The 23874-nt window shown below is 72.4% G+C and carries 20 protein-coding genes; 12 read left to right on the forward strand and 8 right to left on the reverse strand.

Annotated elements, in window-relative coordinates:
* The first annotated feature begins 347 nt into the window (after nt 1-347).
* From WMF45_RS35280 to WMF45_RS35295, 4 genes are all read left to right on the forward strand, one after another.
* Entirely contained in the window at nt 348-1031 is a 684-nt protein-coding gene (locus tag WMF45_RS35280; protein ID WP_437709844.1) for a hypothetical protein, read from the forward strand.
* On the forward strand, nt 1028-1501 hold the full coding sequence (locus WMF45_RS35285; protein WP_437709846.1) for a hypothetical protein: 474 nt from the start codon (nt 1028-1030) through the stop codon (nt 1499-1501). Before WMF45_RS35280 ends, WMF45_RS35285 begins: the two co-directional genes overlap by 4 nt.
* Nucleotides 1502-1503: 2 nt before the next feature.
* Nucleotides 1504-1956 carry a D-aminoacyl-tRNA deacylase gene (gene dtd, locus WMF45_RS35290; protein WP_012239060.1) on the forward strand — a complete coding sequence of 151 codons (453 nt, stop codon included), beginning with the start codon at nt 1504-1506 and terminating at the stop codon, nt 1954-1956.
* Between the two features lie 70 nt (nt 1957-2026).
* Complete coding sequence (locus WMF45_RS35295) at nt 2027-3019, forward strand: ketopantoate reductase family protein (protein WP_437709848.1); 993 nt, start codon at nt 2027-2029, stop codon at nt 3017-3019.
* Nucleotides 3020-3055: 36 nt separating this feature from the next.
* On the opposite strand, the gene pdxA is transcribed toward WMF45_RS35295, so the two are convergent.
* The 3 genes from pdxA to WMF45_RS35310 all read right to left on the reverse strand — a co-directional run bounded on the left by pdxA (nt 3056) and on the right by WMF45_RS35310 (nt 6644).
* On the reverse strand, nt 3056-4159 hold the full coding sequence (gene pdxA, locus WMF45_RS35300; protein WP_437709850.1) for a 4-hydroxythreonine-4-phosphate dehydrogenase PdxA: 1104 nt from the start codon (nt 4157-4159) through the stop codon (nt 3056-3058).
* Nucleotides 4156-4995 (reverse strand): winged helix-turn-helix domain-containing protein, encoded by an 840-nt coding sequence (locus WMF45_RS35305; protein ID WP_437709852.1) that lies wholly within the window; start codon nt 4993-4995, stop codon nt 4156-4158. Before WMF45_RS35305 ends, pdxA begins: the two co-directional genes overlap by 4 nt.
* Nucleotides 4996-5198: 203 nt before the next feature.
* Entirely contained in the window at nt 5199-6644 is a 1446-nt protein-coding gene (locus WMF45_RS35310; RefSeq protein ID WP_437294273.1) for a TldD/PmbA family protein, read from the reverse strand.
* 648 nt (nt 6645-7292) lie between these two features.
* Here WMF45_RS35310 and WMF45_RS35315 point away from each other — a divergent pair.
* A complete protein-coding gene (locus tag WMF45_RS35315) occupies nt 7293-10049 on the forward strand; it encodes a tetratricopeptide repeat protein (RefSeq protein WP_437709854.1) in 2757 nt (918 codons plus the stop codon).
* A gap of 93 nt (nt 10050-10142) precedes the next feature.
* Complete coding sequence (locus WMF45_RS35320; RefSeq protein ID WP_437709856.1) at nt 10143-10958, forward strand: hypothetical protein; 816 nt, start codon at nt 10143-10145, stop codon at nt 10956-10958.
* Here WMF45_RS35320 and WMF45_RS35325 read toward each other — a convergent pair.
* Complete coding sequence (locus WMF45_RS35325) at nt 10946-11917, reverse strand: uroporphyrinogen-III synthase (RefSeq protein WP_437709858.1); 972 nt, start codon at nt 11915-11917, stop codon at nt 10946-10948. The two genes, WMF45_RS35320 and WMF45_RS35325, sit on opposite strands and share 13 nt — an antisense overlap.
* 82 nt (nt 11918-11999) lie before the next feature.
* On the opposite strand from WMF45_RS35325, the gene WMF45_RS35330 reads away from it, so the two are divergent.
* Nucleotides 12000-12305, forward strand: a complete 306-nt coding sequence (locus WMF45_RS35330) for a hypothetical protein (RefSeq protein WP_437709859.1) — start codon at nt 12000-12002, stop codon at nt 12303-12305.
* A gap of 75 nt (nt 12306-12380) precedes the next feature.
* Here the strand turns inward: WMF45_RS35330 and WMF45_RS35335 are convergent, their stop codons facing one another.
* From WMF45_RS35335 to WMF45_RS35345, 3 genes are all read right to left on the reverse strand, one after another.
* Entirely contained in the window at nt 12381-12935 is a 555-nt protein-coding gene (locus tag WMF45_RS35335) for a TerB family tellurite resistance protein (protein WP_437709861.1), read from the reverse strand.
* Nucleotides 12936-13054: 119 nt separating this feature from the next.
* Nucleotides 13055-16201 (reverse strand): MXAN_5808 family serine peptidase, encoded by a 3147-nt coding sequence (locus tag WMF45_RS35340; RefSeq protein WP_437709863.1) that lies wholly within the window; start codon nt 16199-16201, stop codon nt 13055-13057.
* An 85-nt stretch (nt 16202-16286) separates the two neighbouring features.
* Complete coding sequence (locus WMF45_RS35345; protein ID WP_437524059.1) at nt 16287-16496, reverse strand: twin-arginine translocase TatA/TatE family subunit; 210 nt, start codon at nt 16494-16496, stop codon at nt 16287-16289.
* 392 nt (nt 16497-16888) lie between these two features.
* On the opposite strand from WMF45_RS35345, the gene WMF45_RS35350 reads away from it, so the two are divergent.
* The 4 genes from WMF45_RS35350 (at nt 16889) to WMF45_RS35365 (ending at nt 21024) form a co-directional block, all read left to right on the forward strand.
* Nucleotides 16889-17500: a hypothetical protein gene (locus WMF45_RS35350; protein WP_437709865.1), complete on the forward strand. Its 612-nt coding sequence runs from the start codon at nt 16889-16891 to the stop codon at nt 17498-17500.
* A 101-nt stretch (nt 17501-17601) separates the two neighbouring features.
* Nucleotides 17602-18255 carry a DUF2760 domain-containing protein gene (locus WMF45_RS35355; RefSeq protein WP_437709867.1) on the forward strand — a complete coding sequence of 218 codons (654 nt, stop codon included), beginning with the start codon at nt 17602-17604 and terminating at the stop codon, nt 18253-18255.
* Nucleotides 18252-20129: an Hsp70 family protein gene (locus WMF45_RS35360; protein ID WP_437709869.1), complete on the forward strand. Its 1878-nt coding sequence runs from the start codon at nt 18252-18254 to the stop codon at nt 20127-20129. Before WMF45_RS35355 ends, WMF45_RS35360 begins: the two co-directional genes overlap by 4 nt.
* Before the next feature lie 16 nt (nt 20130-20145).
* Nucleotides 20146-21024: a transglutaminase family protein gene (locus WMF45_RS35365; RefSeq protein ID WP_437709871.1), complete on the forward strand. Its 879-nt coding sequence runs from the start codon at nt 20146-20148 to the stop codon at nt 21022-21024.
* 178 nt (nt 21025-21202) lie between these two features.
* Here the strand turns inward: WMF45_RS35365 and WMF45_RS35370 are convergent, their stop codons facing one another.
* Nucleotides 21203-21652 carry a hypothetical protein gene (locus WMF45_RS35370; protein ID WP_437709872.1) on the reverse strand — a complete coding sequence of 150 codons (450 nt, stop codon included), beginning with the start codon at nt 21650-21652 and terminating at the stop codon, nt 21203-21205.
* 776 nt (nt 21653-22428) lie between these two features.
* Between WMF45_RS35370 and WMF45_RS35375 the strand changes: the two genes are divergently transcribed.
* On the forward strand, nt 22429-23778 hold the full coding sequence (locus WMF45_RS35375) for an amidohydrolase family protein (RefSeq protein ID WP_437709874.1): 1350 nt from the start codon (nt 22429-22431) through the stop codon (nt 23776-23778).
* Nucleotides 23779-23874: the final 96 nt, after the last annotated feature.

Below are 23874 nucleotides of genomic sequence, written 5' to 3' on the forward strand. Positions count from 1 at the left end.
CCAGCTGCCTCGCGACTGCGGTCGGGTCGTGAGCGCGGCTCCGGGGTGCATGGGGGCAGAGCCCCTCGTCACGCGGTCCGCGGTCGGGTATCGCCCGGCGCACCACGCACTGCGGCGTGGCCCTACCCTCACGATCAACGCAGCCAGCGTGATCAGCGCGGAGATAGGCGTCGCGTCCCTTGCGCAACATCGTCCGGGCCATCGCGGATCGCGGGGGAAGCGCCCGGCCCAACACGCACCAGCCTCATTCACCACAACATCGATGCAAGCGGGGCGCCACGCGCGGGATGCGGAAGCCGAACCCGGTGGCGCGTCCATGATCGCTCCGAGGTCACCAGGGGCACGACATGCGGCGAATTCGTAGAGACGCAACCAAGGTCTGGCACAATCCCGAGCTCCACACGGCCTATGGCCGTGGTCAGCCGAACAGCGCGGGGCTGCCGCGTCCGACGCAGACCGGCGAGGACCGGCGGGCAGCCAAGCAACACCGCGCCGCGCTCGAGGCGCTGTTCTCTCCGCGCAAGGAGCCGGAGGCAGAGGACAGCAAGGGCGGGCGCGTCAAGTCCGGACGCGACGCCGCGTCCAAGGCGCCGGGGCGCATCGTCCTCGCGCCGCCTCCGCAGAGCGACCCGAAGGCCATCGAGCGCCAGCGGCTCCTGTCGAAGCTGCTCTGCGCGTCGGGCCGGCCCAACATCTCCAAGGCCGCGAACGAGTTCCTCCGCGCCGGCCACGCCTTCCCCGCGGAGCAGGACGTGTACCTGCAGCTTCTCGAGCACAGCGACGAGCAGCGCATCCAGGAGGCGATCGACGAGCTCGCGGGCATCCTCGTCGGCGAGCTGCCGAAGCGGCGCGCCGTGCTCGAGTCGCGGCTCCGCCGCATCGAGGAGTTCGCGGAGGAGCCCGCGACGCGCGAGGCCGCCGAGCGGCTGCGCCGCCAGGTGAGCGGCAGGCCCGAGGCCCCGACCGCGGACGGCGCGGCCCGGCGCAGCGCGGATGGGGGCGTCTCCGAAGCGAGCGGCGAGGCGGAATGACGCGCGCGGAATTCGAGGCCGAGCTCCGCAAGCTGATCCAGGCGTTCGAGACGGGCACGGGCAACGAGCGGTGCGTCGCGTGCGTCTCGTGCGAGCGCTGCGTCGACTGCACGTTCTGCCGCAACTCGAAGGCGCTGCAGCGGTGCCACTACTGCGTCGACACCCAGCGCTCCTCGGACAGCACGCACTGCCGCGGCTGCCGCGATCTCATCGCGTGCAGCCACTGCGTCGCGTCCGAGCGGTGCACGCAGTCGTCGTACCTCGTGCGCTCGGTCGACTGCACCGGCTGCACCTACTGCTTCGGCTGCGTGGGCCTCGTGCGGAAGGACTTCCACATCCTCAACCAGCCGTACGATCGCGGCACCTACTTCAAGGTCACGGCCAAGCTGATGCGCGAGCTCGGGCTGAGCGCGGGCACCGGGGCAGAGCCCGCCGCCGCGCCGAGCCGAACCGCGGCCGCGCAGCGCTAGCGATGCGCGCGGTCGTTCAGCGCGCGCTCGGCGCGCGCGTCGAGGTCGGAGGCCAGGTGGTCGGCGCGATCGAGCGCGGCCTCGTGGCCTTCGTCGGCGCCGCGAAGGACGATGACGACGCCGACGCCGACCACGTCGCCAGCAAGATCGCGGGCCTCCGCGTGTTCAGCGACGACGCGGGCAAGATGTCGCGGGCGCTCGCGGACGTGCGCGGCGGCGGCGTGCTCGCGATCAGCCAGTTCACGCTCTTCGGGGACGTCCGGCGCGGCCTGAGGCCGAGCTTCGACGGCGCCATGGAGCCCGTGCGCGCCGAGGCGCTGTACGATCGCTTCGTCGCCGCCTTGCGGGCCCGCGGCCTCACGGTGGCCACGGGCCGCTTCCGCGCCGACATGCGCGTGTTCGTCGAGAACGACGGCCCGGTCACCATCCTCATCGATTCGAAGCGGACGTTCTGAGGGATCTGCCGCGAGCGCCGGCGACGGTCACCCCCTTTTCCCCGAGCGCCGCGCAGGCTACGGGGGAGCCATGCGGGTCACCATCGTGGGCGCGGGGGCGCTCGGGCGGGTCTACGGCGTGCGCCTCGCCGCCCAGGGAAACGACGTCACGTTCGTGGTCCGGCCCGAGCGCGCCGGCGACGTACGGCCGTTCGTTGTCGAGCAGGTGAACGGCGCCGATCGACGCGACACGCTCGATCGCCCGCGCCTCGCGGCCGAGATCCCGGCCGACGCGGACGTCGTCCTGATCACCGTGCGCTTCGATCAGCTCGTCCCGCGCGCTGACCCCGGCGGCGCCGCACCGCGCGCGGCGGGCGGCAGGTCGGTGGCGGAGCTGCTCCGCGGCGGCCCGGCCGCGCCCGCCGTGGTGCTCACGCCGCTCCTGCCCAGGGAGCGCGCCGACCTCGAGGAGGCCGCCCAGCGCCGCATCACCCCCGCGATGCCGGGCGTCTCGGGCTACCTCGACGAGCGCGGCGTGGTCCGCGCCTGGATCACCGAGCTCGCGCCCACGCTCATCGACGAAGAGGGAGGCGCCCCCGCGGAGCGACCGCTGCTCGAGGAGCTCGCGCGCCGCCTCACGAGCGCCGGTGTCCCGGCGCGGCTCGAGCCCGACGTGGGCGCGCAGAACGTGGCCACCACGACCGCGTTCTTCCCGCTGATCGCCGCCATCGACGCGGGCGGCGGCGCGAGCGCCCTCCTCGAGAACGACGGCGTGCTCCGCACCGTGATCGAGGCCACGAGGGAGTCCGTGGCGCTCGCGGACCGGCTGGGCAAGGTGGCCCCGTGGACGAAGCTCCTCCTCCGGTTCATCGGGCCGCTCACGCTGAAGCCGGGCGTCGCGCTCGTGCGCCTGCTGGCCCCGGAGTTCTTGCGGTTCCTCGACGTGCATTTCGGCCCCAAGCTCCACGCGCAGCACCTCGCGATGGGCGCCACCGTCCTCGAGATGGGCCGAGAGCGCGGCGTGAGCATGCCGGCGCTCGAGCGGCTGCTCGCGCACCTCGGCGGCCGCCCGCGGGCGCGCTGAGCCGCGGCCTCCTGCGCGCGTCGGCGTGCCGCGGCGTCAGCGCGCGCGCGCGGCCGCGAGCTGCGCCGCGAGCACGATCGCCTCGCGCATGCCGCGCGGGTCGGCGCGCCCCGTTCCCGCGAGATCGTACGCGGTGCCATGGTCGACGCTCGTGCGCACGATCGGCAGGCCGAGCGTGACGTTCACGGCCTCGCCGAAGCCCAGGAGCTTGCTCGGGATCGTCGCCTGGTCGTGGTACATGGCGACGACGCCGTCGAGCGCGCCGCGCGCCGCGAGGCGGAACGCCGTCTCCGCGCCGACGGGCCCGGTCAGCTCCGCCGCCGGGCCCGAGCGGGAAAGCCGCCGCGCCGCGAGGCGGATCCCCGGCGTGATCCGCACCTGCTCTTCGTCGCCGAGGAGCCCGCCTTCGCCTGCGTGCGGGTTGAGCGCGGCGACGGCCACGCGCGGCCTCTCGCGGCCGAGATCGCCGAGCAGCCGCGCGAGCCACACCGCGGCGCGCGCCACCTCGCGCGGGCTCACCGCCTCCGGCACCTCGCGCAGCGGCAGGTGGGTCGTCACGAGGGCGGTCACGAGCTTGCCCGAGGCGAAGGCCATCGTGACCTCGCGCGCGCGGAGCCGCCGGCCCAGGTGCTCGGTGTGCCCGAGGAAGTCCGCGGACCCCGGCGCGCCGCTCGTGGCGATCGCGTGCTTCGACGCGGGCCCCGTGACCAGCGCCGCCGCGACGCCTTCGCGGACCAGATCCGTCGCCGCGTCGATCCACGCGAGCTGCGCCGCGCCGTCCTCGGCCTCGGGCCGACCGAACGCGCTCGGCCGCGAGAGCCGCGCGCTGCCCGCCCAGAGCCCGATCGTGCCGGGCGCGAGCTCCTCGATGGCGGCGCGCCCATCGACGACGACGAGCCGGCGGGCCGCGACCCGGACGAGCTTCGCTGCCCGCCGGATGATCGCCTCATCGCCGACGAGCACGCAGCGCGCGCCCTCGACGGACGCCGCGCCGGCCACGGCCACCTCGGGGCCCACCCCGCTGGGGCACCCGACGCTGATCGCGACGATGGGCGGCCCGGCGGGGCGCGAGCGACCGCCGCCGCGCGCCGCACCGCCGGCGGTCGCTCGCGCCCCGCCGCGGCGGACCGGCGACGTCATCGGGTGATGCGCCGCTCGCGCCCGGGCGGCGTGGCGTCGTTCGCCGAGGGCGCCGCTCGCCGCTTGGCTTGCTCGGCCTCCTCCTCCTCGTCGCCCTCGTCCTCGTCGCCCTCGTCGTCGCTGTCCTCGTCCTCGTCCTCGTCGCGCAGCTCCCCGCGCTCGTCGCCCTGGGCCTCCTCGCCGGCCCCGCTCCGCTGGAGCGCCCTGCTCGCATCGCCGCCCTCGGGACCACCGGCGCCGGGGAGCGGCGACTCGAGGCGGTACCCGGCCCCGCGCAGCGTGACGAGCGGCAGCGCCGCGCCGAGCTTCGCCCTGAGACGCCTCACGTGGATGTCGACGGTCCGCGCGCCGCCCTCGTACTGGCTGCCCCAGACACGGCGGAGAAGCTCTGTCCGCGACACAACTTTTCCGCGGCGCTCGCACACGTACGAGAGCAGCGCGAACTCCTTCGCGGTGAGCGGCACGTGCATGCCGCCGACCGAGACGTCGTGGGCCGCGCGATCGATGACGATCGCGCCCACCTTCACCCGCTCCTCGGTCGCGAACTCGCTGCGGCGCCACTCGACGAGGCGCACGCGCGCGTAGAGCTCGGCGGGCACGTACGGCACGAGCAGGAAGTCGTCGAAGCCGCTGGACGGCTCGATCCGCGCGATCTGCGCGACGCTCACGGCGACCAGCGCGCCGACCTCCTCGAGGCGCGGCTCGCGCCGCAGCGCGCGCAGCGCCGCGGCGGCCAGGTCCGGCCTGTCGAGCGCCTCGACGACGATCGCCCGCGCCTTGCTCTCGTCGTCGTGGAAGAGCCGCGGTGGATCATCCCAGAGATCCAGGGTTCGCACGTCAGCGCCCAGCGAGCGCAAGACCGATGCGGCACCCTCGTCGCGCTCCAGATCCGGTCCGTGTCCAACGATGGCTATGAACGAGCGACGCGCCATGAACGCCCCGTATACGGGTGTCACGACGGGCCGGCAAGACGCACCGCGCTAAACCCACCAATACCGCTGCGAGGCTTACCTTCCGCCTGGCGTTCCAGCCTTGAAAATCAGCCGATCCGCGTTCCGCCGACCGTGATGAGATCGATCTTGATTGTGGGGCAGCCAACACCCACGGGGACGCTCTGTCCGTCCTTGCCGCACGTCCAGATGCCGTCGGAGACGGCGACGTCGTGGCCGAGCATGGTGACGCGCCGGAGCACCTCGGGGCCGTTGCCGATGAGGTTCACGCCCTTGAGGGGCGCGGTCAGCTTGCCGTCCTCGATGAGATAGCTCTCGGTCAGAGAGAACACGAAATCGCCGTTCGAGATGTCGACCTGGCCGCCGCCGAACTTCTTCGCGAAGACGCCTCGCTTCACGGACCTCACGATCTCCTCGGGATCATGGGGGCCCGCGAGCAGGATGGTGTTCGTCATCCTGGGCATCGGCGCGGCGGCGAAGCTCTCGCGCCGCCCGTTGCCGGTCGGCGTGAGCCCGAAGTGTCGGGCCGACAGCCGGTCGTGCATGTACCCGACGAGCTTGCCGTTCTCGATGAGCGTGCTGCGCTCGGGCTCGTGGCCCTCGTCGTCCACGTTGATCGTGCCGCGCGACTGGAGGAGCGTCGCGTCGTCCACCACCGTGCAGAGCGGGCTCGCGACGTCCTTGCCGATCTGTCCCGCGTAGTTGCTGGTCCCCTTGCGGTTGAAGTCCGCCTCGAGCCCGTGCCCCACCGCCTCGTGGAGCAGGATGCCGCTGTCGCCCGGGGCGAGCACGACGTTCATCTCGCCGGCGGGCGCGTCGCGGGCGTCGAGCATCGCGACCGCCTGCCGCGCGGCCTCCTCGGCGTGCCACTCCGGCGACTTGCCCTCGAAGTAGGCCGTCGTCATGCGCCCGCCGCCGCCGCTCGATCCTTCCTGGCGCTTTCCGCTGCGCTCGGCGAGCGCCCGCACGCCGAAGCGGATGAGCGGCTGGACGTCGTGCGCCATCCGCCCGTCGCTCGTGGCCACGAGGACCTCGCGCACCTCCTCGACGAAGCTCGCCTCCGCCTTGACGATGCTGGGATCGTAGGCGAGCGCCGCGGCGCTCGCGCGCTCGAGCAGCGCGCGCTTCGCGAGCCCGGGGGCGTCGAGCGAGATGCTGGGCAGCTCGTAGCGGGTCGGCAGCTCGCGGCGCCTGAGCTCGATCTTCTCCTTGCCGCCCGAGCCCGTCGCGATCTGCGCCGCCGTCTCGGCCGCGCGCCGCATCGCCTCCCAGGTGAGGTCCTCCGTGTACGCGTACCCGGTCGCGTCTCCTCGCTGGACGCGAACGCCGACCCCCATCGACACCCCACGCGAGGCCGCCTTGAGGATCCCTTCGTCGAAGGTGAACCCGCCTCCGGCGCGGTACTCGAAGAAGAGGTCAGCGTAATCACCTCCCTTGGACAGGGCGACCGAGAGGAGCCGCTCGCAAAGCGCGGCGTCGACGGCATTTTCCTCTCCAGGAGCGAACGGGGCACGGTAGGCCTGGCTGCGCGACATGGTGCCCAACTCTAGGTCCATTCGCCGGGACGGTCGAGAAACGGCGGCGCTCCGGTGCGCCCTCCCGTCGACGCCCGCGCTCGCCCCCGGCGACGGCCGAGCTCGCGACCTACCCCCTGCCCTTTCATCTGGCGCGGCGCGCATACATCGCCCGCGCGCGATGGGTACCCCGGGCGCGCCCGCGCCTCCGGTGATGGCGGGGCCGCGCGACCTCCAGCGAGGCGGCCGCCGGTCGCGGAAGATCGCACGAAATGTGCAACAAGGCCGCTCGACTGCTAGGCTTAACGCTGTCTTCGCGGGAATGGCGGCGCTCGCCACCTTCCCCGCGATCTTCGCGAATCCCCGGCCGTTCAGCGCGTTCCTACTGGGTAGGGCGCGCTCTTCGACGCGCCTCGACCGGACCGCCCAGCGTCCGACCGGGGCGGGGGCTCGCGGCCACCGCGCCAGGCGGTCGCCGCGTCGCCAGACAGGGCCCTCGGGGGGCCGCACACTGCAAACAAGCACCTTCGCGGTAGCTTCCGGAACTTCCGGTGCCGCGCGCTTGTACGTGGTGGCGGGATTGGCTAGGTGTTTTTTAGGCGAGGTGAGGGATGCCGACGAGGCGCCCGAGCAACGCCTTGCTGCCCTCAGCAGGAGATTCCCATCGCCGTGGCGGTCGATCGCGACAAGGTACTCCAGACCGCGCAGAAGCTTGTCGAGCGGAAGCGCTTCGACAAGGCGATCGCCGAGTACCAGAAGCTGGTCGCAGACGATCCGAAGGACGTCCGCACGCTGCTCAAGATCGGCGACCTCTACCTGAAGACGGAGGAGTACGTCGAGGCGATCACCACCTACGAGCGCGTCGGCCAGTTCTACTCCCTCCAGGGCTTCGCGCTCAAAGCGATCGCTGTTTACAAGCAGATCCGCGAGATCATCCACAAGCACGTCCCGCAGTACGAGGATCGCTTCGGCCACATCGTCCCGCGCCTCGCGGAGATTTACACGCAGCTCGGGCTCACGAGCGATGCGCTCGCCGCCTACGACGAGGTCGCGACGCGCCTGCTCCGCGCGGGGCGCGACCGCGACGCGATCGACATCTTCAAGCGGGTCGTCGACCTCGACCCGAACAACCCCCTCGCCTATCTCCGCCTCGCGGAGGCGCTGATCCGGGTCCGCGACTACGACGCCGCGATCCAGCGCTTCGGCACGGCGGCCGAGCTCCTGCTCAAGCTCGGGCGGCGCGACGACGCGCTGAAGGTGGTCGAGCGCCTGCTGCAGCACCGCCCCGACGCCCGATTCGCCCGCATGGCGGCCGAGATCTACCTCGACCGCGGCGACCCGAGCGACGCGATGTCGGCCCTGACCAAGCTCCAGATCGCGTTCAAGGAGAACCCGCGAGACCTGGAGACGCTCGCGCTCCTCGCCCGGGCCTTCGACCTGCTCGGGCAGCCGGCCAAGGCGATCGAGGTGCAGAAGGAGTCGGCGCGCATCGCCAAGGAGGCCGGGCGGGTCGACCAGTTCACCGCGCTCGTCTCGGCCCTGCTCGCGCGCGCCCCGAACGACGAGGGCGTGCGCCAGCTCGCCGCCCAGATCGCGCCCTCGTCGAGGAACACGCGCGCGTCGATCGACGTCGAGCTCGAGGAGGACGAGGACGAGGAGGCGGAGGAGCTCGACGTCGAGGACGACGAGCCCGCGTCCGCGGTGCCGATCCCGCTCCGCGCGTCGCAGCCCTCGACGTCGCCGATCGCGAGCCCGAGGCAGATCGTCGCGCACGCCGAGAGCCTCCGGCGCGACCGGCAGTACGACAAGGCGATCGCCCTCCTGAAGGGCGGCGTCGCCCGGCTGCCGGCCGCTCGGGAGCTGCGCGAGAAGCTCTGCGATGTCCTGATCGAGGCGGGCGACCAGGACGCCGCCGTCGAGCAGATGCTCGCGTTCGCGCAGCAGCTGGCCAGCGAGGACGCCGTCGACGACGCGGCGAGGCTCCTCGACGAGGTGCTGCTCCTCGATCCCGGCAACGCCCAGGCCACGGAGATGCTCAACCTGCTCGGCTACGCCGTGCCGCAGGAGGAAGAGCTCGCGGAGGAAGACGGGCCGGAAGCCTCGCCGACGGGCGGTGAGAACGACGCGTATGCGTCCGAGGTGCCGAGCCAGGACCTCTACGACCCCGACGCGCCGCTGCCCGCGTACACCCTCGATGAAGACGGCGTCGTCGAGGCGCTCCCCCGGCGGCCCGAGCTCGTCACGCACCTCGACGATCCGTTCGCGAACGAGCCGCCGCTGCCGAGCTTCCCGATCGAGGACGTCGAAGAGGTCGAGGACGTCGAGGAGCTCGAGGCCATCGACGACGAGGAGGAGGAGACGGCGTCGGTCAACCCGAGCCGCGTGCCTGAGCACCCCCTCGCCGTCGCTGCGTCCCAGGCTCCGCCCCCGGCGTCCTCGATACCTCCCCCGCCCGTGCTCGCCGCGCCGCCGCCCGCCCTTTACAGCCCGGTGTCGGGCCGACCGGCGTCGGTCCGGCCGGTGTCGGGCCGCTCCGTGCCGCCGGGCTCCTTGCGGCGCGCGGACGCGCTCGACGAGGACGCGCTCGAGGAGGTCGAGTTCTTCGCGCAGCACGGGATGTTCGACGAGGCGCGGAACATCCTCGAGGAGCAGCTGGCGCGGCTGCCGAACCACCCGCTCCTGATGGAGCGGCTGCGCGAGGTCACGGAGCTGGCCTCGGACGCGCGGGTGGTGGTGCGGGCGGCGACCGACAACGAGAGCGGCACCCGGGCCGTCCCGCGCGGCAGCGAGCGGCCGGACGAAGATCGCGCGTTCGACATCGCCGAGTCGCTCAAGATGATCGACGAGCTCGAGGTCGTGCCGGGCTCGGTGACGGGCGTCCAGGACGATCCTCGGCAGATCAGCGTCGAGAGTGTCTTCGAGCAGTTCAAGGCGGGCGTCGCGGCGCAGATCTCCGAGTCCGACGCGTCGACGCACTACGATCTCGGCGTCGCCTACAAGGAGATGGGCCTCTACGCCGACGCCATCGGCGAGTTCGAGCTCGCCGCCCGCGACCCCGGGCGAGAGTGCGTCTGCCAATCGATGATCGGCGTCACCCACCTCCAGATGGGCAACATCGAGGCAGGCATCGACGCGCTCATCCGCGGGCTGCACGCCTCGCACAAGACGGTCGAGCAGGAGCTCGCGCTGACCTACGAGATCGCGAACGCCTACGAGATGCGCGGCGTCCCCGAGCAGGCGCTCTACTACTTCCAGCGCGTCGCGCGGATGAGCCCGAGCTACAGCGACCCGCGCGGCAGCGTGGCGGAGCGGCTGCGCCGCATCGACGTCCCGAAGCCGGCCGCGCGCGCCGTCGGCGCCGAGATGATCGCGGACGAGTTCGACGCGGCCTTCGACGATATGCTCCCGAGCGGCAAGCTGCCCTGAACACCGCTCGCGTGCGGTCGCGCGGTCGCGCGGGTGCGCCCTGGAACCGCCAGAAATTGGGCCACGGCGGGCGCTCTCCGGTACCGGACGGGCATGAACCGACCGCTCCTCTTCGCCGCCCTCACCGCGGTCCTGGCTGCTGGCTGCGGCGCCGGGATCGAAACGAACGCTCGATCCGGTCGCCCGCAGGACGCCTCCGCCAAGGTGGCGGCGCGAGCGCGGCGCGAGGTCCCGCAGCGCGCGAAGGGCTCGCTCGACGAGCGCGGCCCGATCGCCGAGCAGGCGCCCGGCGCGCGCAAGCCCGGCGATTATGTGGCCTACCGGTTCTCGGGCAGCTTCAGGAAGACGCCGCTGCTCCTCACGCAGCGTGTGGTCGCGCGCGAGGGGGACGTCCTCGTGGTCGACGTGACCCTCGAGGACGGCAAGCAGACCGAGGCGCTGCGGGTCCGCATGAGCGACGAGCCCAGCAGGCGCGGTGAGATCCTCGGCGCGGCGTGGATCGACGACGGCGCGGAGCGGCCGGCGACCCTCTCGGCCTACGACGCGATGATGGCCAAGACCGCGCTCGCCGCCGACGAGAACGAGGACGTGCTCGGCAGCGAGGCGGTGAACGTCGAGGTCGGCGGCTCCTCCATCCCGTGCCAGCGGACGAGCTTCCGCGTGCGCATCGGCAAGACGAAGGCGACGATGCGCACGCTCCAGAGCGACGACTTCGCCTGGGGCGACGTGGGCGGTGAGATCACGGCGGAGGACGGGCGCGTGCTCTACCGCGCCGAGCTGATCGACAGGGGCCACGCGGACACGGAGGAGCGCGCGGCCGCCGGCGCGGAGCCCGGCCCCGCGCCCCGGCCGGCGACCGTGGCGCGCTCCGCCGACGAAGACGAGGCGTACGACGACTACGAAGACTGAGCCGGCAGGGGCGCGTCGCCCCGATTTCCCTTCGCGACGAGGATCTCGATCGAGCGCGCGGCCGCCGCCTTGACCAGATGGCCCATCTTCGGGTGCTCGGGCTCGAAATCCGGCTCGATCCCCTCGGCGCGCAGCGCCTCCGTGCAGACCGGCCCGATGGACGCCACCACGCCCCGCGCGAGCGCGGCGCGCAGCCGCTCGACGAGCCCCTCCTCGGCCGCCACGAGGAGCGCATGCTCGACCTGCGCGCGGCTCGTGAAGAGCGTGATCGCCGCGCCGCCGTCCGCCATGAGGCGGAGCGCCTGACGGAGCGGCGCCGTGTCCTCCGGGAGCGCCCAGCGGTACACAGGCACCGGCGTGACCTGCGCGCCGGCCGCCGAGAGGCTCGCGTAGAGCTCGTGGCTCGGCGCGCCGTGCTCCTGGACGGCGACGCGCTTTCCGCTCAGATCGCCGAGCGCGCTGACGGCCTCGACGATCTCTCGCCAGGTGTTCGGCTCGCGGACGGTGATGAACCCGGTCAGACCCAGCTCGCGCAGCGCCGCGGCTGGCTTGGGGCCGCGCACGACGATCTGCACGGACGAGAGCGCCGCCGCCAGGAGAGATACGCCCTGGGCGTCCGCGCCACCGTCGCTGTCGGACGCCCCGCCGGCGCCCTGGTTCGGCTCGAGCGCAGGCGCCGCCTCAGCCACGAGCGCCCGGGTCCCGACGCCGGTCATCAGGATCACGAGGTCGAACTCGGCGCCCGCGAGGCGGCGCGCGAAGTCGAGGGCGCGCTCGTTCCTCTCGATGGGCACCTCGCGGAGCGTGGGCGCCGTGACGGGCACGCCGCCATACCGCTGGATCAGCGAGGCCATCTCGGAGGCGCGGCGGCTCTCGAAGCAGATGACGCGGCGCCCGGCGAAGTCAGACGGCGCGGGCGGAGAAGGACGGTCGTTGCGTGGGTGGGTGGGCGTGCTCACCCGCGCAGCATAGCCCGGGTCCGGCGCTGGCGGGTTTCGGGCGGTGGACCAGTTTGCTAAGCTCCTCCGTGTGAGCCATCCGATGAGCAACGAGGCTTCCGGGGTCCAGGGGAGCGGGCTCTCGCGTGCGACGTCGGAGAACGACGTCGGCCCCGATCCCGTGATCGGCGCGGGCATGGCGCTGCTCGGCATCTTCTTGATGGGGGTGGGGGGCGCGCAGGGCGCGCACTACCTCTTCAACTTCGGCGTGCTCGTGGCGGTGCTCGGGGCCGTCCTGTTCGTCCTGTTCGTGGCGCTCACGGCGCTGAAGCAGCGACGGGCGCTCGGCCTCGCGAGCCGCGCTCCGAGCCCCGAGGGCAGCGCCGAGCAGCGCGACGCGCGCGACTGATCAGCCGAGCGCCGCTGGCGCCCGGCAACAGCGCGACCTACCGAGACGGATCAGACGAGCGCGCTCGCGCCCGGCTCACGCCGGGGGCTCGCCGCCGGGATCGCTCCGGTCGTCCGGCGGCGCCGGGGAGCCGGCTTCATGGCCGGCCTCGACGGAGAGGTCGGGCTCGATGTCAGCGAGCGAGACGCCGAGCTCCTCGGCGATGCGCTCGATCTCGGCACGCTCGGCCGGCGTGGGCGCGCCGTCCGCCGCCGCGAGCCGGATCAAGAGGCGCACGACCTCCACCCGCTCGCTCGCGTTGCAGAGCGCCTTGAGCTCGCGGTAACAGCGGTCGACCTCGCCCTCCTGGAGCGCGGGCAGCTTGCCCTGGAGGGCGTTGAACACCGCCTCGACGCCGCTCGGCGCGAGCCCGTCGACGTGCGTGAGCAGCTCGCGGAGCAGCTCGTCTTCCTTGTCGGAGAAGCGGCCGTCGACACAGGCGACCTTGCCGAGCAGGACGATGACGGTGGCGATGTAGCGGAGGACGACCGCCTCGTCGTCCGGGAGCGCCGCGCGGAGCTCCGTCAGGAGGGCGTCGAGGTTCGGGAACGAGCCCCCCTGCTTCAGGCCGAGCCAGGCGAGGAGTCCCACGTGATGAGGCTACCAGATCCTCGCCGGGCAGGGCAGCCCGGCGGAGCTCCGCCCTCTTTGCCCGTTACGCCCGTCACCGCGGTCGTCCATGTCGCCGTCTTCGTCCATTCCTCAGCGGCCTACTCCTCGCCGCCGCGGTCCGCAATCCAATCGTCCACGGGGTTGTCGGACTTCGGGGTCTTCAGGATCGAGCCGTCGGGCCCGTCCTTGCGCACCACAAGGGTGCGCCGCGTCGTGGTGTCGGGCGTCTCGCGCGCGACCACGGTGATCACGTTGACCCCCGGCCGGAGCGGCGCCTCGAACGCGAACTCGGCCTTCTTCGGGTCGGCGCCGTCGCGGTTCGACTTGTAGTAGAGCTTCCGCGACCCGACGAAGATGAAGGTGTCGAGCAGCCGCTCGCTGTCCGACGCCGTCCCCGTGATCTTCACGGTGCCGGCCGTCGTCGCCAGCGCCGCCGCGGCGATGTCCAGCGTCGGCGGTGCGTGCGAGTAGAGGTCCTCGAACGCGACCGCCGCCGGGGCCGGCCCGCCGCCAGAGGCCACCTCGCGCGCCGCGACGAACGCGAAGCGCCCCGCGCCGAGGTCGATCTTGAGGAACCCGCCTGGCGCCTCGCCGAGCACCTTGACCACGGCGCCCGCCGGGAGCCGGCCGAAGCCGCGCGCGCTCGCCTCGGGCGACGGGAGCAGGGTCACCCCCTCCGCCCCAGCCTTCATGGTGGAGCCCCCGCCGCTCAGCTGGATGCGCGGCGAGATCGGGATCTTCACCTTCTCGCTGGCGAACTCGCGGAGATCGCGATCGCCGACCGAGAGCGTGAGGGTCGCCTCGGGCTCCGACAGCTGCTGCTCCACGTCGAAGCTGAAGACCACCTTGCGCACGTCGCCCGGCTTGATGTTCGAGATGTCGAAGCGCCCCGCGTGCAGCATGAGCCCGTCGCCCGAGAGGTTCGCGATGTTCGCCTGCGTCTCGTACGACGGCCCCTTGCCGACGTTCTTGACGGTCAGGTACATGCTGACCCGCTCTCCCTTCTGGATGAGCCCGTCGCCGTTGCCCTCGCGGTCGTCCGCGATCTGATAGGCGTACTGGAAGAGCGGCCGGTCGAGCGCGCGCACCGTGGGCCGGATCTCGACCGCAGGCGGCTCCGGCGCGGCGGCGACCTCGAACTTCACCTTGAGGCCGTCGCTCCGCGAGAGGGCGTCCATCGGGATCGTGCAGACGCGCTTCTCGTTCGCCTTCCTCGGCTTCGTCGAGCCGACCTTCCGCCCCTCGACCTCGCACCAGCCGAGCGGCGCCTTCGCGCTCTTCGTCTGGCCAGGGCCGATCTTGCCGAAGATGAGCTCCTTGCTGTCGAAGTACGGGTTGTCGCTCTCCGTCGTCCCGCGGAGCCGGTAGACCGGCTGCTTTCCGTTGTTCTTGACCGTGACCCGGAGCTCCATCGGCTGCCCCGCGGTCACCTCGGCGCTCGGACGATCGGTCTCGACCTTCACCTCGAGCTCGGACTTCGCCGCCGGCGTGACCCCCTCGGGCGCGTCGGACCAGTCGACGCCGAGCTTCGTCAGCTCGGCCGCGACCTTGCCGAGCTCCTCCTTGCCGACCTGGTCGATGTAGTCGTGCATCGCCCGGAGCTGCTGGAGCCTCGGCGTGGAGGGCGGCATCCGCGCGGCGAGCTCCCGCGCGAAGCGGATGGGGAAGTCGACGGAGAAGTCCTCGTCGATGTCGCCCCCGCGCTCCCGCATCTGCTCGCGGTCGGTGCTCGTGAGCTGGTAGCGGACGACCTCGGACGGCTTACCCGCGGCCGCCGCGCGCGCGTTCGAGAGGTGCGCCGAGAGATCGCGCTCCCGGAGCCCGTCCTTCTGGACCGTGAGATCCATCTCGAGCTCGTCGACCGTCATCGGATCGAGCTCGATGTCCGGCGTGACGCCGACGCCCTGGATGGAGATGTCGCCCGGCGTCAGGTACTGCGCGATCGTGAGCTTGAGGGCCGCCTTCTCGGCCGTGACGTCGGGGAAGACGAGCTGCACGCTGCCCTTGCCGAACGTCTGCGAGCCCACGATGACGGCGCGATCGTTGTTCTTCAGCGCGCCGGCCACGATCTCGCTCGCGCTCGCGCTGTTGCCGCTCACGAGCACCACGATCGGGTACAGCGGCTCGGTGCCTGGCCCCTTGGCGCGCTTCTCCTCGCGGCCCTCGGAGGCGCCGACCGTGGACACGATGACGCCGTCGGCGAGGAACTTGTCGGCGATGCGCGCGGCCTGATCGAGCAGGCCGCCCGGGTTGCCGCGCAGATCGAGCACGAGCCCCTTCAGCTGCCCCTTGCTGCGCAGCCCGTCGAGCGCGGCGTCGAGCTCCGCGGTCGAGGTCGCCTGGAACGTCTTGAGCCGGACGTAGCCGACGCCGCCCTCGAGGGCGCGCGACTCGACGGACCTCACCTTGATCACCTCGCGGCTGAGCTCGAAGGCCTTCGGCCCCTGCCACCCGCCCTCGCCCTCGCGGGTCACCCACACGGTGACCGGGGTGCCGGGATCGCCGCGGAGCCTCCGCACAGCGTCGTCGAGCGGCATGTTGAGCGTCGACTCGTTGTTGATCTTCACGATCCGATCGAGCCGCTTGAGGCCCGCCCTGCCCGCGGGCGTGTCGGGCATCGGGTTCAGGACGGTGAGCATCTGGTCGCGGATCGAGATCACGACGCCGAGCCCGCCGAACGCGCCCGACGTGGAGAGGTTCATCTCCTTGTACGCCTCGGGGCTCAGGAACGACGAGTGCGGGTCGAGCGTGTGCAGCATGCCGTTGCACGCGGCGTACTCGACGTCCCGCAGATCGACCTCCGTGCCGCGGAGGTTCTTCTGGAGGAAGGTGAAGACCTCGCGGAGGCGCGCGGAGACGTCCCAGGGGCCCTGGATGTTGTCGATCCGGAACTTCTTCTCGCTGGTCTCGACGCGGACGGTGACCTCGTTGGGATCCTCGTTGAGGACGATCACCTGCGCGACGTCGCGCTGGACGGCGTTGAGCGCCGACAGCAGCATCTCCTTCGGCTTGACGCGATCCGGCTCGACGTACTTGTCCCGGATCATCTTCAGCGTCTCGTTGACGGCCTCGAGACGCGTGAGGTCGTACGGCGCCTTGGCCACCTGCCCGGTGACCGCGAGCGCAGGCTCGAACCCGCGCCAGAGCCCACCAGGGCCGAACTGAAGGACGAAGTACGCTGCCAGCGGGAACGCGGCGGAGACGACGAGCGCCTTGGCGACGCGCTCCAGGGGTCGGTGAGGCATACGGCGATCGAGTATAGACGCACCCCAGCGAGCGTCGACCGACGTCGATGCTCGCTGGCCCGAGCACCGCGTTTCAGCGCGGGCGCTACACGGGCTTGTGCGTGTCCTCTTGCTTTTCTTCGGGCTTCGCCGGGAGCTGCTTGGCCGCCTCCTCTTCGTCGTCGCGGAGCCCCTTCTTGAAATTCCGGATGCCCTCGCCGATCCCCTTCCCGACGTCGGCGATCCTCCCCGCGCCGAAGAGGAGCAGTGCGAGGCCTACGAGGAGGGCGATTTCAAGCGGTCCGATGCGGCCCATAGCGTTGATCCCTTGAAGGCTGCCACGCTCTCTGCGGCAGGTGGCGGCGGTCCACAGCCCGGTTCGAGTGGACCCATACCACCCATCCTCCGCACCGGCAACGCAGCGGTTCGAAGCGCGGAGACCCGTGCTAGGCTCGCGCACCGGCTTCGCTGGAGGAGAGACCAGGCGCGTGAGCACCCGCTCGCTCCGCCAGCGGTTCACAAATCAAGAACGGCTCGACGGGACAGACGGGATCGCCAGCCGGCCGGCCCGGACGCCAGCCTCGGATGAGGCAGGTGGTGATCCATGGCTCGAGCCCTCGCAGGCTTCGCGACAGTCGACACGGGGAAAACACGATGCCGATGAACCGCTTGAATCGTAAGGCAGCGCATTGTCTGGCAGGAGCGTCCGTGGCAGCGGCGGTGCTCGCCGGCGCCGCCGGGCGCGCGAGCGCTCAGCAGGCGAGCGGGGGAGACACGGTGAGCGTCGACGGCAAGGGGATCGTCGGCGGCGCGTTGCTCGGCGGCGAGGTCGTGATGCTGACCATGGGGGCGATCGGGGTCGAGCGCGCCTGGCCGTACCTCGTGTTCGGCGGGCTCGGCGCGGTGGGCGGCGGCGTCGCCGGCTACTTCGTCGAGGCCGCGGAGCCGCCCGCGGAGGTGCCGCTCTACATGCTCGCCGGGGGCATGGCGCTGGTCATCCCGACCCTCGTCGTCACCCTGAACGCCACCGCGTACAAGCCCCCCGAGTCCGACCAGAGCGAGCCGATCCGCAACGAGCCGGCCGCGGAGCCCGCGCAGCCGGGGATCAACGTCCAGCTCACGACGGACGCAGCGCAGATCCTCCGGCGAGCCCGCCGGGAAGAGCCCCGGCTGGGCCTCGTCGACATCACGCCGCGCCGGGTCGCGCTCGGCGTGCCCGCGCTCTCGTTCAAGCCGCTCTACTCCCAGGACGAGATGTTCAAGTTCGGCGTGGCGCAGGGGCACGAGGTCCGCGTCCCCGTCCTCCGGGCGACCTTCTGAGGGGCCCGGGGTCGCCCCGGGCGGCGGCGCGGGGCAGGCGCCCCCCTGCCCCGCGCGCCGGTCTCTGTGCCGATCCCTACGCTCGGCGTTAGGCTCTCGCCGTGGCCGACCTCCACGATCCTCCGCTCCCCTGGTCCACGCGGCTCTGGTTCGCCTTCGCCTGCTTCTTCCGCGTGCTGTTCGATCCCCAGTTCGCCGAGCGGGCCTGGCAGGCGCGCGAGGCGGTCGCCGCCCTGCCGCCGGCCGAGCGCGCTGAGCCGCGACAGCTCGAGCGAGATCGCGCAGGCGGCGCGCCCGAGGCCCCCGAGGCCGCCGCGGCCGCGGCGAGCGAGCCCGCCCCCGCGCCGGTCACCGCCCCCGCGCCGCAGGCCGCGCCCGCGGTGAGCTCGGCGCTCCAGCTGCTCTCGCTGCTCCAGCGCGAGGGGCGGCTCGTCGACTTCCTCGAGCAGGACATCGCCTCGTTCGGCGACGCGGACGTCGGCGTGGCGGCGAGGATGGTCCACGAGGGCTGCCGCAAGGCGCTGCGCAGCCACGCGAAGCTCGCGCCCGTGCGGCGCGAGGACGAGGGGGAGAAGGTGACGCTCGAGGCCGGCTACAACCCCTCCGAGATCAAGCTGATCGGCAACGTGTCCGGGACCGCGCCCTACAGAGGGGTGCTGCGCCACCGGGGCTGGCGCGCCGACGACGTCTCGCTGCCGACCCCGGTCGCCGGCCACGACGCCAGCATCATCGCCCCCGCGGAGGTCGAGCTATGAGCGCGCGCTACATCATCGGCATCGATCTCGGCACCACCCACTGCGCGCTCGCCTACGCGCCCCTGCCCGAGGACGGAGCCGACGCGCGGCTCACGCCGTCGCCCGAGGTGATGGCGGCCCCGCAGCTCGTGGCGCAGGGGACGCTCGAGGCGCGCCCGCTCCTGCCCTCCTTCATGTACATCCCTCACGAGAGCGAGGGCCCCCAGGCGCTGCCCTGGGACGCCGAGCGGCGCTTCGCCGTCGGCGAGCACGCCCGCGCGCGCGGCGTCGACGCGCCGGCGCGCCTCATCTCGAGCGCGAAGAGCTGGCTCAGCCACGCTGGCATCGACCGGCGCGGCTCGACGCTCCCGCTCGGCGCGCCCGAGGACATCGAGAAGATCTCGCCCGTCGAGGCGTCGTGGCGGTACCTCGAGCACCTCACCGAGGCGTGGGATCACCTGTTCGCGAAGGACGATCCGGCGCTCGCGCTCGCGAAGCAGGAGATCGTGATCACGGTGCCCGCGTCGTTCGACGCCGCCGCGCGCGATCTCACCGTCGAGGCCGCGAGCGCCGCGGGGTTCGAGGACCTCACCCTGCTCGAGGAGCCGCAGGCCGCCGTGTACGCCTGGATCGACGCGGCCGGCGAGGCGTGGCGCAAGCACCTCCAGCCGGGCGACGTGCTGCTCGTGATCGACGTCGGCGGCGGGACCACCGACTTCTCCGCGATCGCCGCGGTCCCGCGCGACGGCTCGCTCGAGCTCGTCCGCGTGGCGGTCGGCGACCACATCCTGCTCGGCGGCGACAACATGGACCTCGCGCTCGCGCACGTCGTGAAGGCGAAGCTCGCCGCCGAGGGCAAGGAGCTCGATCGCTGGCAGATGACGTCGCTCACCCACGCCGCGCGCGTCGCGAAGGAGCGGCTGCTCGGCGATCCGTCGATCAGCGAGGCGCCGATCGCGATCGCCGGCCGCGGCTCGAAGCTGCTCGGGGCGGCGATCCGGACCGAGCTCACGCGGGACGAGATCACCCGGACGCTCGTCGACGGGTTCTTCCCCGAGGTCCCCTCGTCCGCGCGCCCCGCGACCCGCGCGCGCGCCGGCCTGACGCAGCTCGGCCTCCCGTACGCGCAGGACCCGGCGATCACCCGCCACCTGGCCGCGTTCCTGGGGCGACAGGCCGGCGCGACGTCGAAGCTTCCGGGCTTCGCCCCGCAGGGAGGAGCGAACGCCGAGCCCGGCCGAGCGCCGCTCCTCCTGCACCCGACGGCGGTGCTCTTCAACGGGGGCGTCATGAAGAGCGCGGCGCTGCGCGAGCGGCTGGTCGCGACGCTCGGCGCCTGGCTCGAGCAGGACGGCGCGCCCCGGCCGCGGGTGCTCCCGAGCGACGACCTGGATCTCGCTGTCGCGCGCGGCGCCGCCGCCTACGGCCTCGCGCGGCGCGGCCGCGGGCTCCGGATCCGCGGCGGGACGGCGCGGGCCTACTACGTGGGCATCGAGGGGGCCGTCCCCGCGGTGCCCGGCCTGGAGCCGCCGATCACGGCGCTCTGCCTGGCGCCGTTCGGCATGGAGGAAGGCACCGAGGCGACGCTGCCGCCGCAGGAGTTCGGCGTGGTGGTGGGCGAGCCGGTGCGCTTCCGCTTCTTCAGCTCGTCGGTGCGCCGGGATGACCAGGCCGGGACCGAGCTCGAGAGCTGGAAGCCCGGAGAGCTCGAGGAGCTCTCGCCGATCGAGGTCACCTTGCCCGCGGAGGGCCGCCGGGAGGGCGACATGGTGCCGGTGCAGCTGCGCGCGTCGGTCACCGAGGTGGGGACGCTGCTCCTGGAGGCGATCCCCCGGGAGGCGCAGAAGCCGAACGAGCGCTGGCGGATCGAGCTGTCGGTGCGCGCCGAGGCGTGAGCGCGAGGTGCCCGACATGGCACCGACGATTCGCAGGCTCCGCGTCGTCCATTCGACGAGATATACCTACGATCGCCCGGTGGAGCGCAGCGTGCACAAGCTGCATCTCTGCCCGGTGCACGACTGGGATCAACGGGTGCTCTCGCACACGCTCACGATCGATCCCGGCGTGACCACCATGGAGTTCGAGGACGTCTTCGGGAACCGGGCCACACGCTTCGAGATCAACGCCCCGTATACCACGCTCACGATCTCGGCCGACTCGATCGTGGAGCTCTGCGACGCCGATCCGTTCGCGTTCGCGAAGAAGAAGATGCGGCCCGCGTTCCCCCTCGTCTGGATGCCCTGGGAGCAGGCGATCATCGCGCCGTACGTGCGCCCGGCGGAGCTCCCCGACACCCAGAGCCAGGCGCTCTTCGATTACGCCATGTCGTTCGTCGAGAAGAACGACGCGGACCTGATGGAGACGCTCTTCGCGATCAACCTGACGCTCTTCCGCGATTACCAGTACGTGCCGGGCTCGACGAACCTCGCGACCACCCCGTACGACGTCTTCGTGAACCGGCGCGGGGTCTGCCAGGATTTCGCGAACCTGTTCATCTGCATGGCGCGGCTGCTCGGCATTCCGGCGCGCTACGTGTGCGGATACCTCTATACCGGCAACGTCGGCGCGAGCCGCGCCGGCTCCGACGCGACCCACGCGTGGGTGCAGCTCTACATCCCGAACATCGGCTGGAAGGGGTTCGACCCCACGAACGGCGTGCTGGCCAGCCTCGACCACGTGCGGGTCGGTTACGGCCGCAACTACATGGACGTAACGCCGACGGCGGGGACGCTCTACACCGCCGCCGCCGAGACAATGAACGTCGATGTGACGGTGAGCGAGGTCGACTAGGTCTCTCCGCGGGATCGTCCGCGCACCGACAGGCGCCTGTCGCACCGAGCCCACAGCGACAGCGGAGAGCGCGAAACAGCGGCCGCAGGCGAGGCAGGCGTCCCGCCCCTCCCTGCGGCCGCAGCACGAATCGCCGAAGGTCGCACGGACGGATCCGCGAGACCTCGGCGCGTCGCGATCACTGGCCGTCCTGGAGACAGGCGGTGCCCTGTTCGATGCACGCGCCGTCAGCGGTGGTGGCCGCCTCGGTGCCGCACGCGTTGCACGCCTCGTCCGCCGCCTCGTCCGTTGTGCACGCGACATAGCAGGGGTCGCCGTCCGCCGCGCCACACGCCTCGCAGATACACTCCGTAACTGCCTGGTATTTCGGGATCGAGGACTCGCAGAGGTCCGCCGGATCGGCGTCGGCCACGAGGGGCGCCGAGCAGGTCACACACGCGTCGCTGCCGCCCGTGCCACCGCCACCGCCCTCGCCGCTGCCGCCCTCGCCGCTGCCGCCCTCGCCGCCCGTGCCGCCGCCGCCGCCCTCGCCGGCCGAGCTGCTCGCGCTGGTCCCGCCGCCCGTGCCCGTCTCGGTGTCGTCCCCGCAACCCGCGGAGAAGGCGGTCGCGCCAAGGATGAGAGCCATCGAGCCAATGCTGACAAGATTAATATTACGCATGTTGTCCTCCGGCGCGCTCGAACGAGCGCCCGTCGTCGATCGTCGCTTCGTCTGTCAGTCCCAAGGGGACTCGCCGGTCGCGACAACCCCCGCGTGCCGGCGGCGGCACACTACTCCACCCAGGCTGTGACGCTCAACTATCTTTCATGCGGCGTGCGAAAACAGCTGTCCGCGCCTCGCCCGGTCGAGCGACCCCAAACACCATGGCATGAGCGTTGAGGACGAGCCCACCAGCGCCCGCGGCTCGGGGATCGCCCGACTCCGACGCCCGGACGAAACCACACCGAAATCGCGCGTCGCGAACCGCGCGCATCGCCGTGGCCGGGGGCCCGCGGCCCACGCTCGCGGCGAGCGTCGCAGCGAATGCCGCAAGTCGCGAGTTCCGAGCCTCCTTGTGCTCCACGGAACGCCGCGCCGTCGCCGGGATCGCCGCCGCCCGCGCCGCGCGCTGCCCGCGGCGCTGCGCGATCTCGATGCCTCGCGCGAATCTGGAGATGGCGGCGGACGCCGCCGGGAGCGCGCGCCTTTGACGACTTGAAGGTGGAAGTTGGAAAGCGCTCGTGACAGCGGCCCTGGAGCACGGATCTGCTATGATCAGAGCCGCGGCGCCTGCGTCGCGCGCGATCGCGGAGCCCGGCCTCGCGCTGCGATCGCGCGCGACGGGCGCCAGCGATACGGCCCCACGCGCGCCGCGCAGCGACGGCGCGCGCGGGGCTCGTCGCGCGTCACGGGGGGAGGGCACGATGAGCATTCGTCTGCGCGTGTTGCGCGTGTTGCGCGTGTGTCTGGCGGTGACGCTCGCGGGCCTGTGCGCCTGCGCGAGCACGCCCGTGCAATGGGCCTCGCCGGAAACGCAGCCGAAGCTCCCGCCCCCACGGGAGATCAACGCCGTCGCGCGGCCGGACGCCGCGCACTGCGCGGCGATCGTCGGGGCCACGCTCATCGACGGCCGGGGAGGGCCGCCCGTGCGCGACGCCGTCGTCGTGGTCCGCGGTGACCGCATCGTCGCCGCGGGCGCCCGCGGCGCCACCGACGTCCCGGCCGGCGCGGAGGTCGTCCCGGGCGCGGGGCTCTCGGTGCTGCCCGGCCTCATCGACGCGCACTTCCACCTCGACGGCGATGACGGGCTGCCCGGCGTCGTCCTGCAGCGCGGCGTCACCTCGCTGCGCGAGCCGGGGAACTGGATCGAGGCGTATGACGCCGCGCGCAAGCTCGGTCCGACGCCGCGGCTCTTCCTGGCGGGGCCGCTGCTCGACGGGCTGTATCCGGCCTATCCGGAGAGCGCGATGCTTGTGCGCGACGCGGCCGAGGCGCGCTGGGCCGTCGATCAGCTGGTCGAGCGCGGGGCGTCGGCGATCAAGGTCTATTTCCGCCTGCCCCTCGGGCTCGTCGAGGAGGTCGCCAAGGCCGCGCACGCGCGCGGGGTGATCGCCGTCGCGCACCTCGAGACCGTGGACGCCGCGGCCGCGGTCCGCGCCGGGCTCGACGGCATCGAGCACATCACGTCGCTCGGCACGGCCCTCGTGCCGCCGCGCGAGGCGGAGCGCTACCGCCAGTCGGTGATCGCCGACAACGACGCGCGTTTTCCGGGGCGCTTCGAGGTCTTTCGCGGCATCTCCCTCGGCGCGCCGCGGACCCGAGCGCTGCTCGGGCTGCTCGCGGCGCGGGGCACCTTCCTCACCCCGACGCTCGCCATCTTCGAGCGCCGCGCCGGCGACGCGGGCGCGACGGAGACCCAGGTGCGCGGCTTCGAGAACATGATGAAGCTCACCCTCGCGGCGCGCCGCGCCGGGGTGCGGGTGGTCGTCGGCTCCCACGGCAAGGCGCCGGGCGCCGAGCGAGGGTGGGCCTACCAGCACGAGATGGAGCTGCTCGTCGAGAGCGGCCTCTCGCCCATGGAGGTCCTCGTCGCTGGCACGCTGGAGAACGCCAGGTACTTCCGCGCCGACGACCGGCTCGGCAGCGTCGAGCCGGGCAAGCTCGCCGACCTCGTCCTGATCGAAGGCGACCCGCTCGCGGACATCCGGGCGATGCGCCGCGTGAAGCGGGTGATGCTGAACGGGAGGTGGGTCGGCCCTGCTCAGGCCGAGTGAGCCGCACGCGCGCTCGCCGCCGCGGGCTCGGCGCGCGCGTCACGTGGAGTTGCGCGGAGTTGCGCGGACAGGGCGAGCGCACGCGGAGCGCGCCGC

It is taken from the genome of Sorangium sp. So ce448 (assembly GCF_051520915.1).
Classification (GTDB): domain Bacteria; phylum Myxococcota_A; class Polyangia; order Polyangiales; family Polyangiaceae; genus Sorangium; species Sorangium cellulosum_B.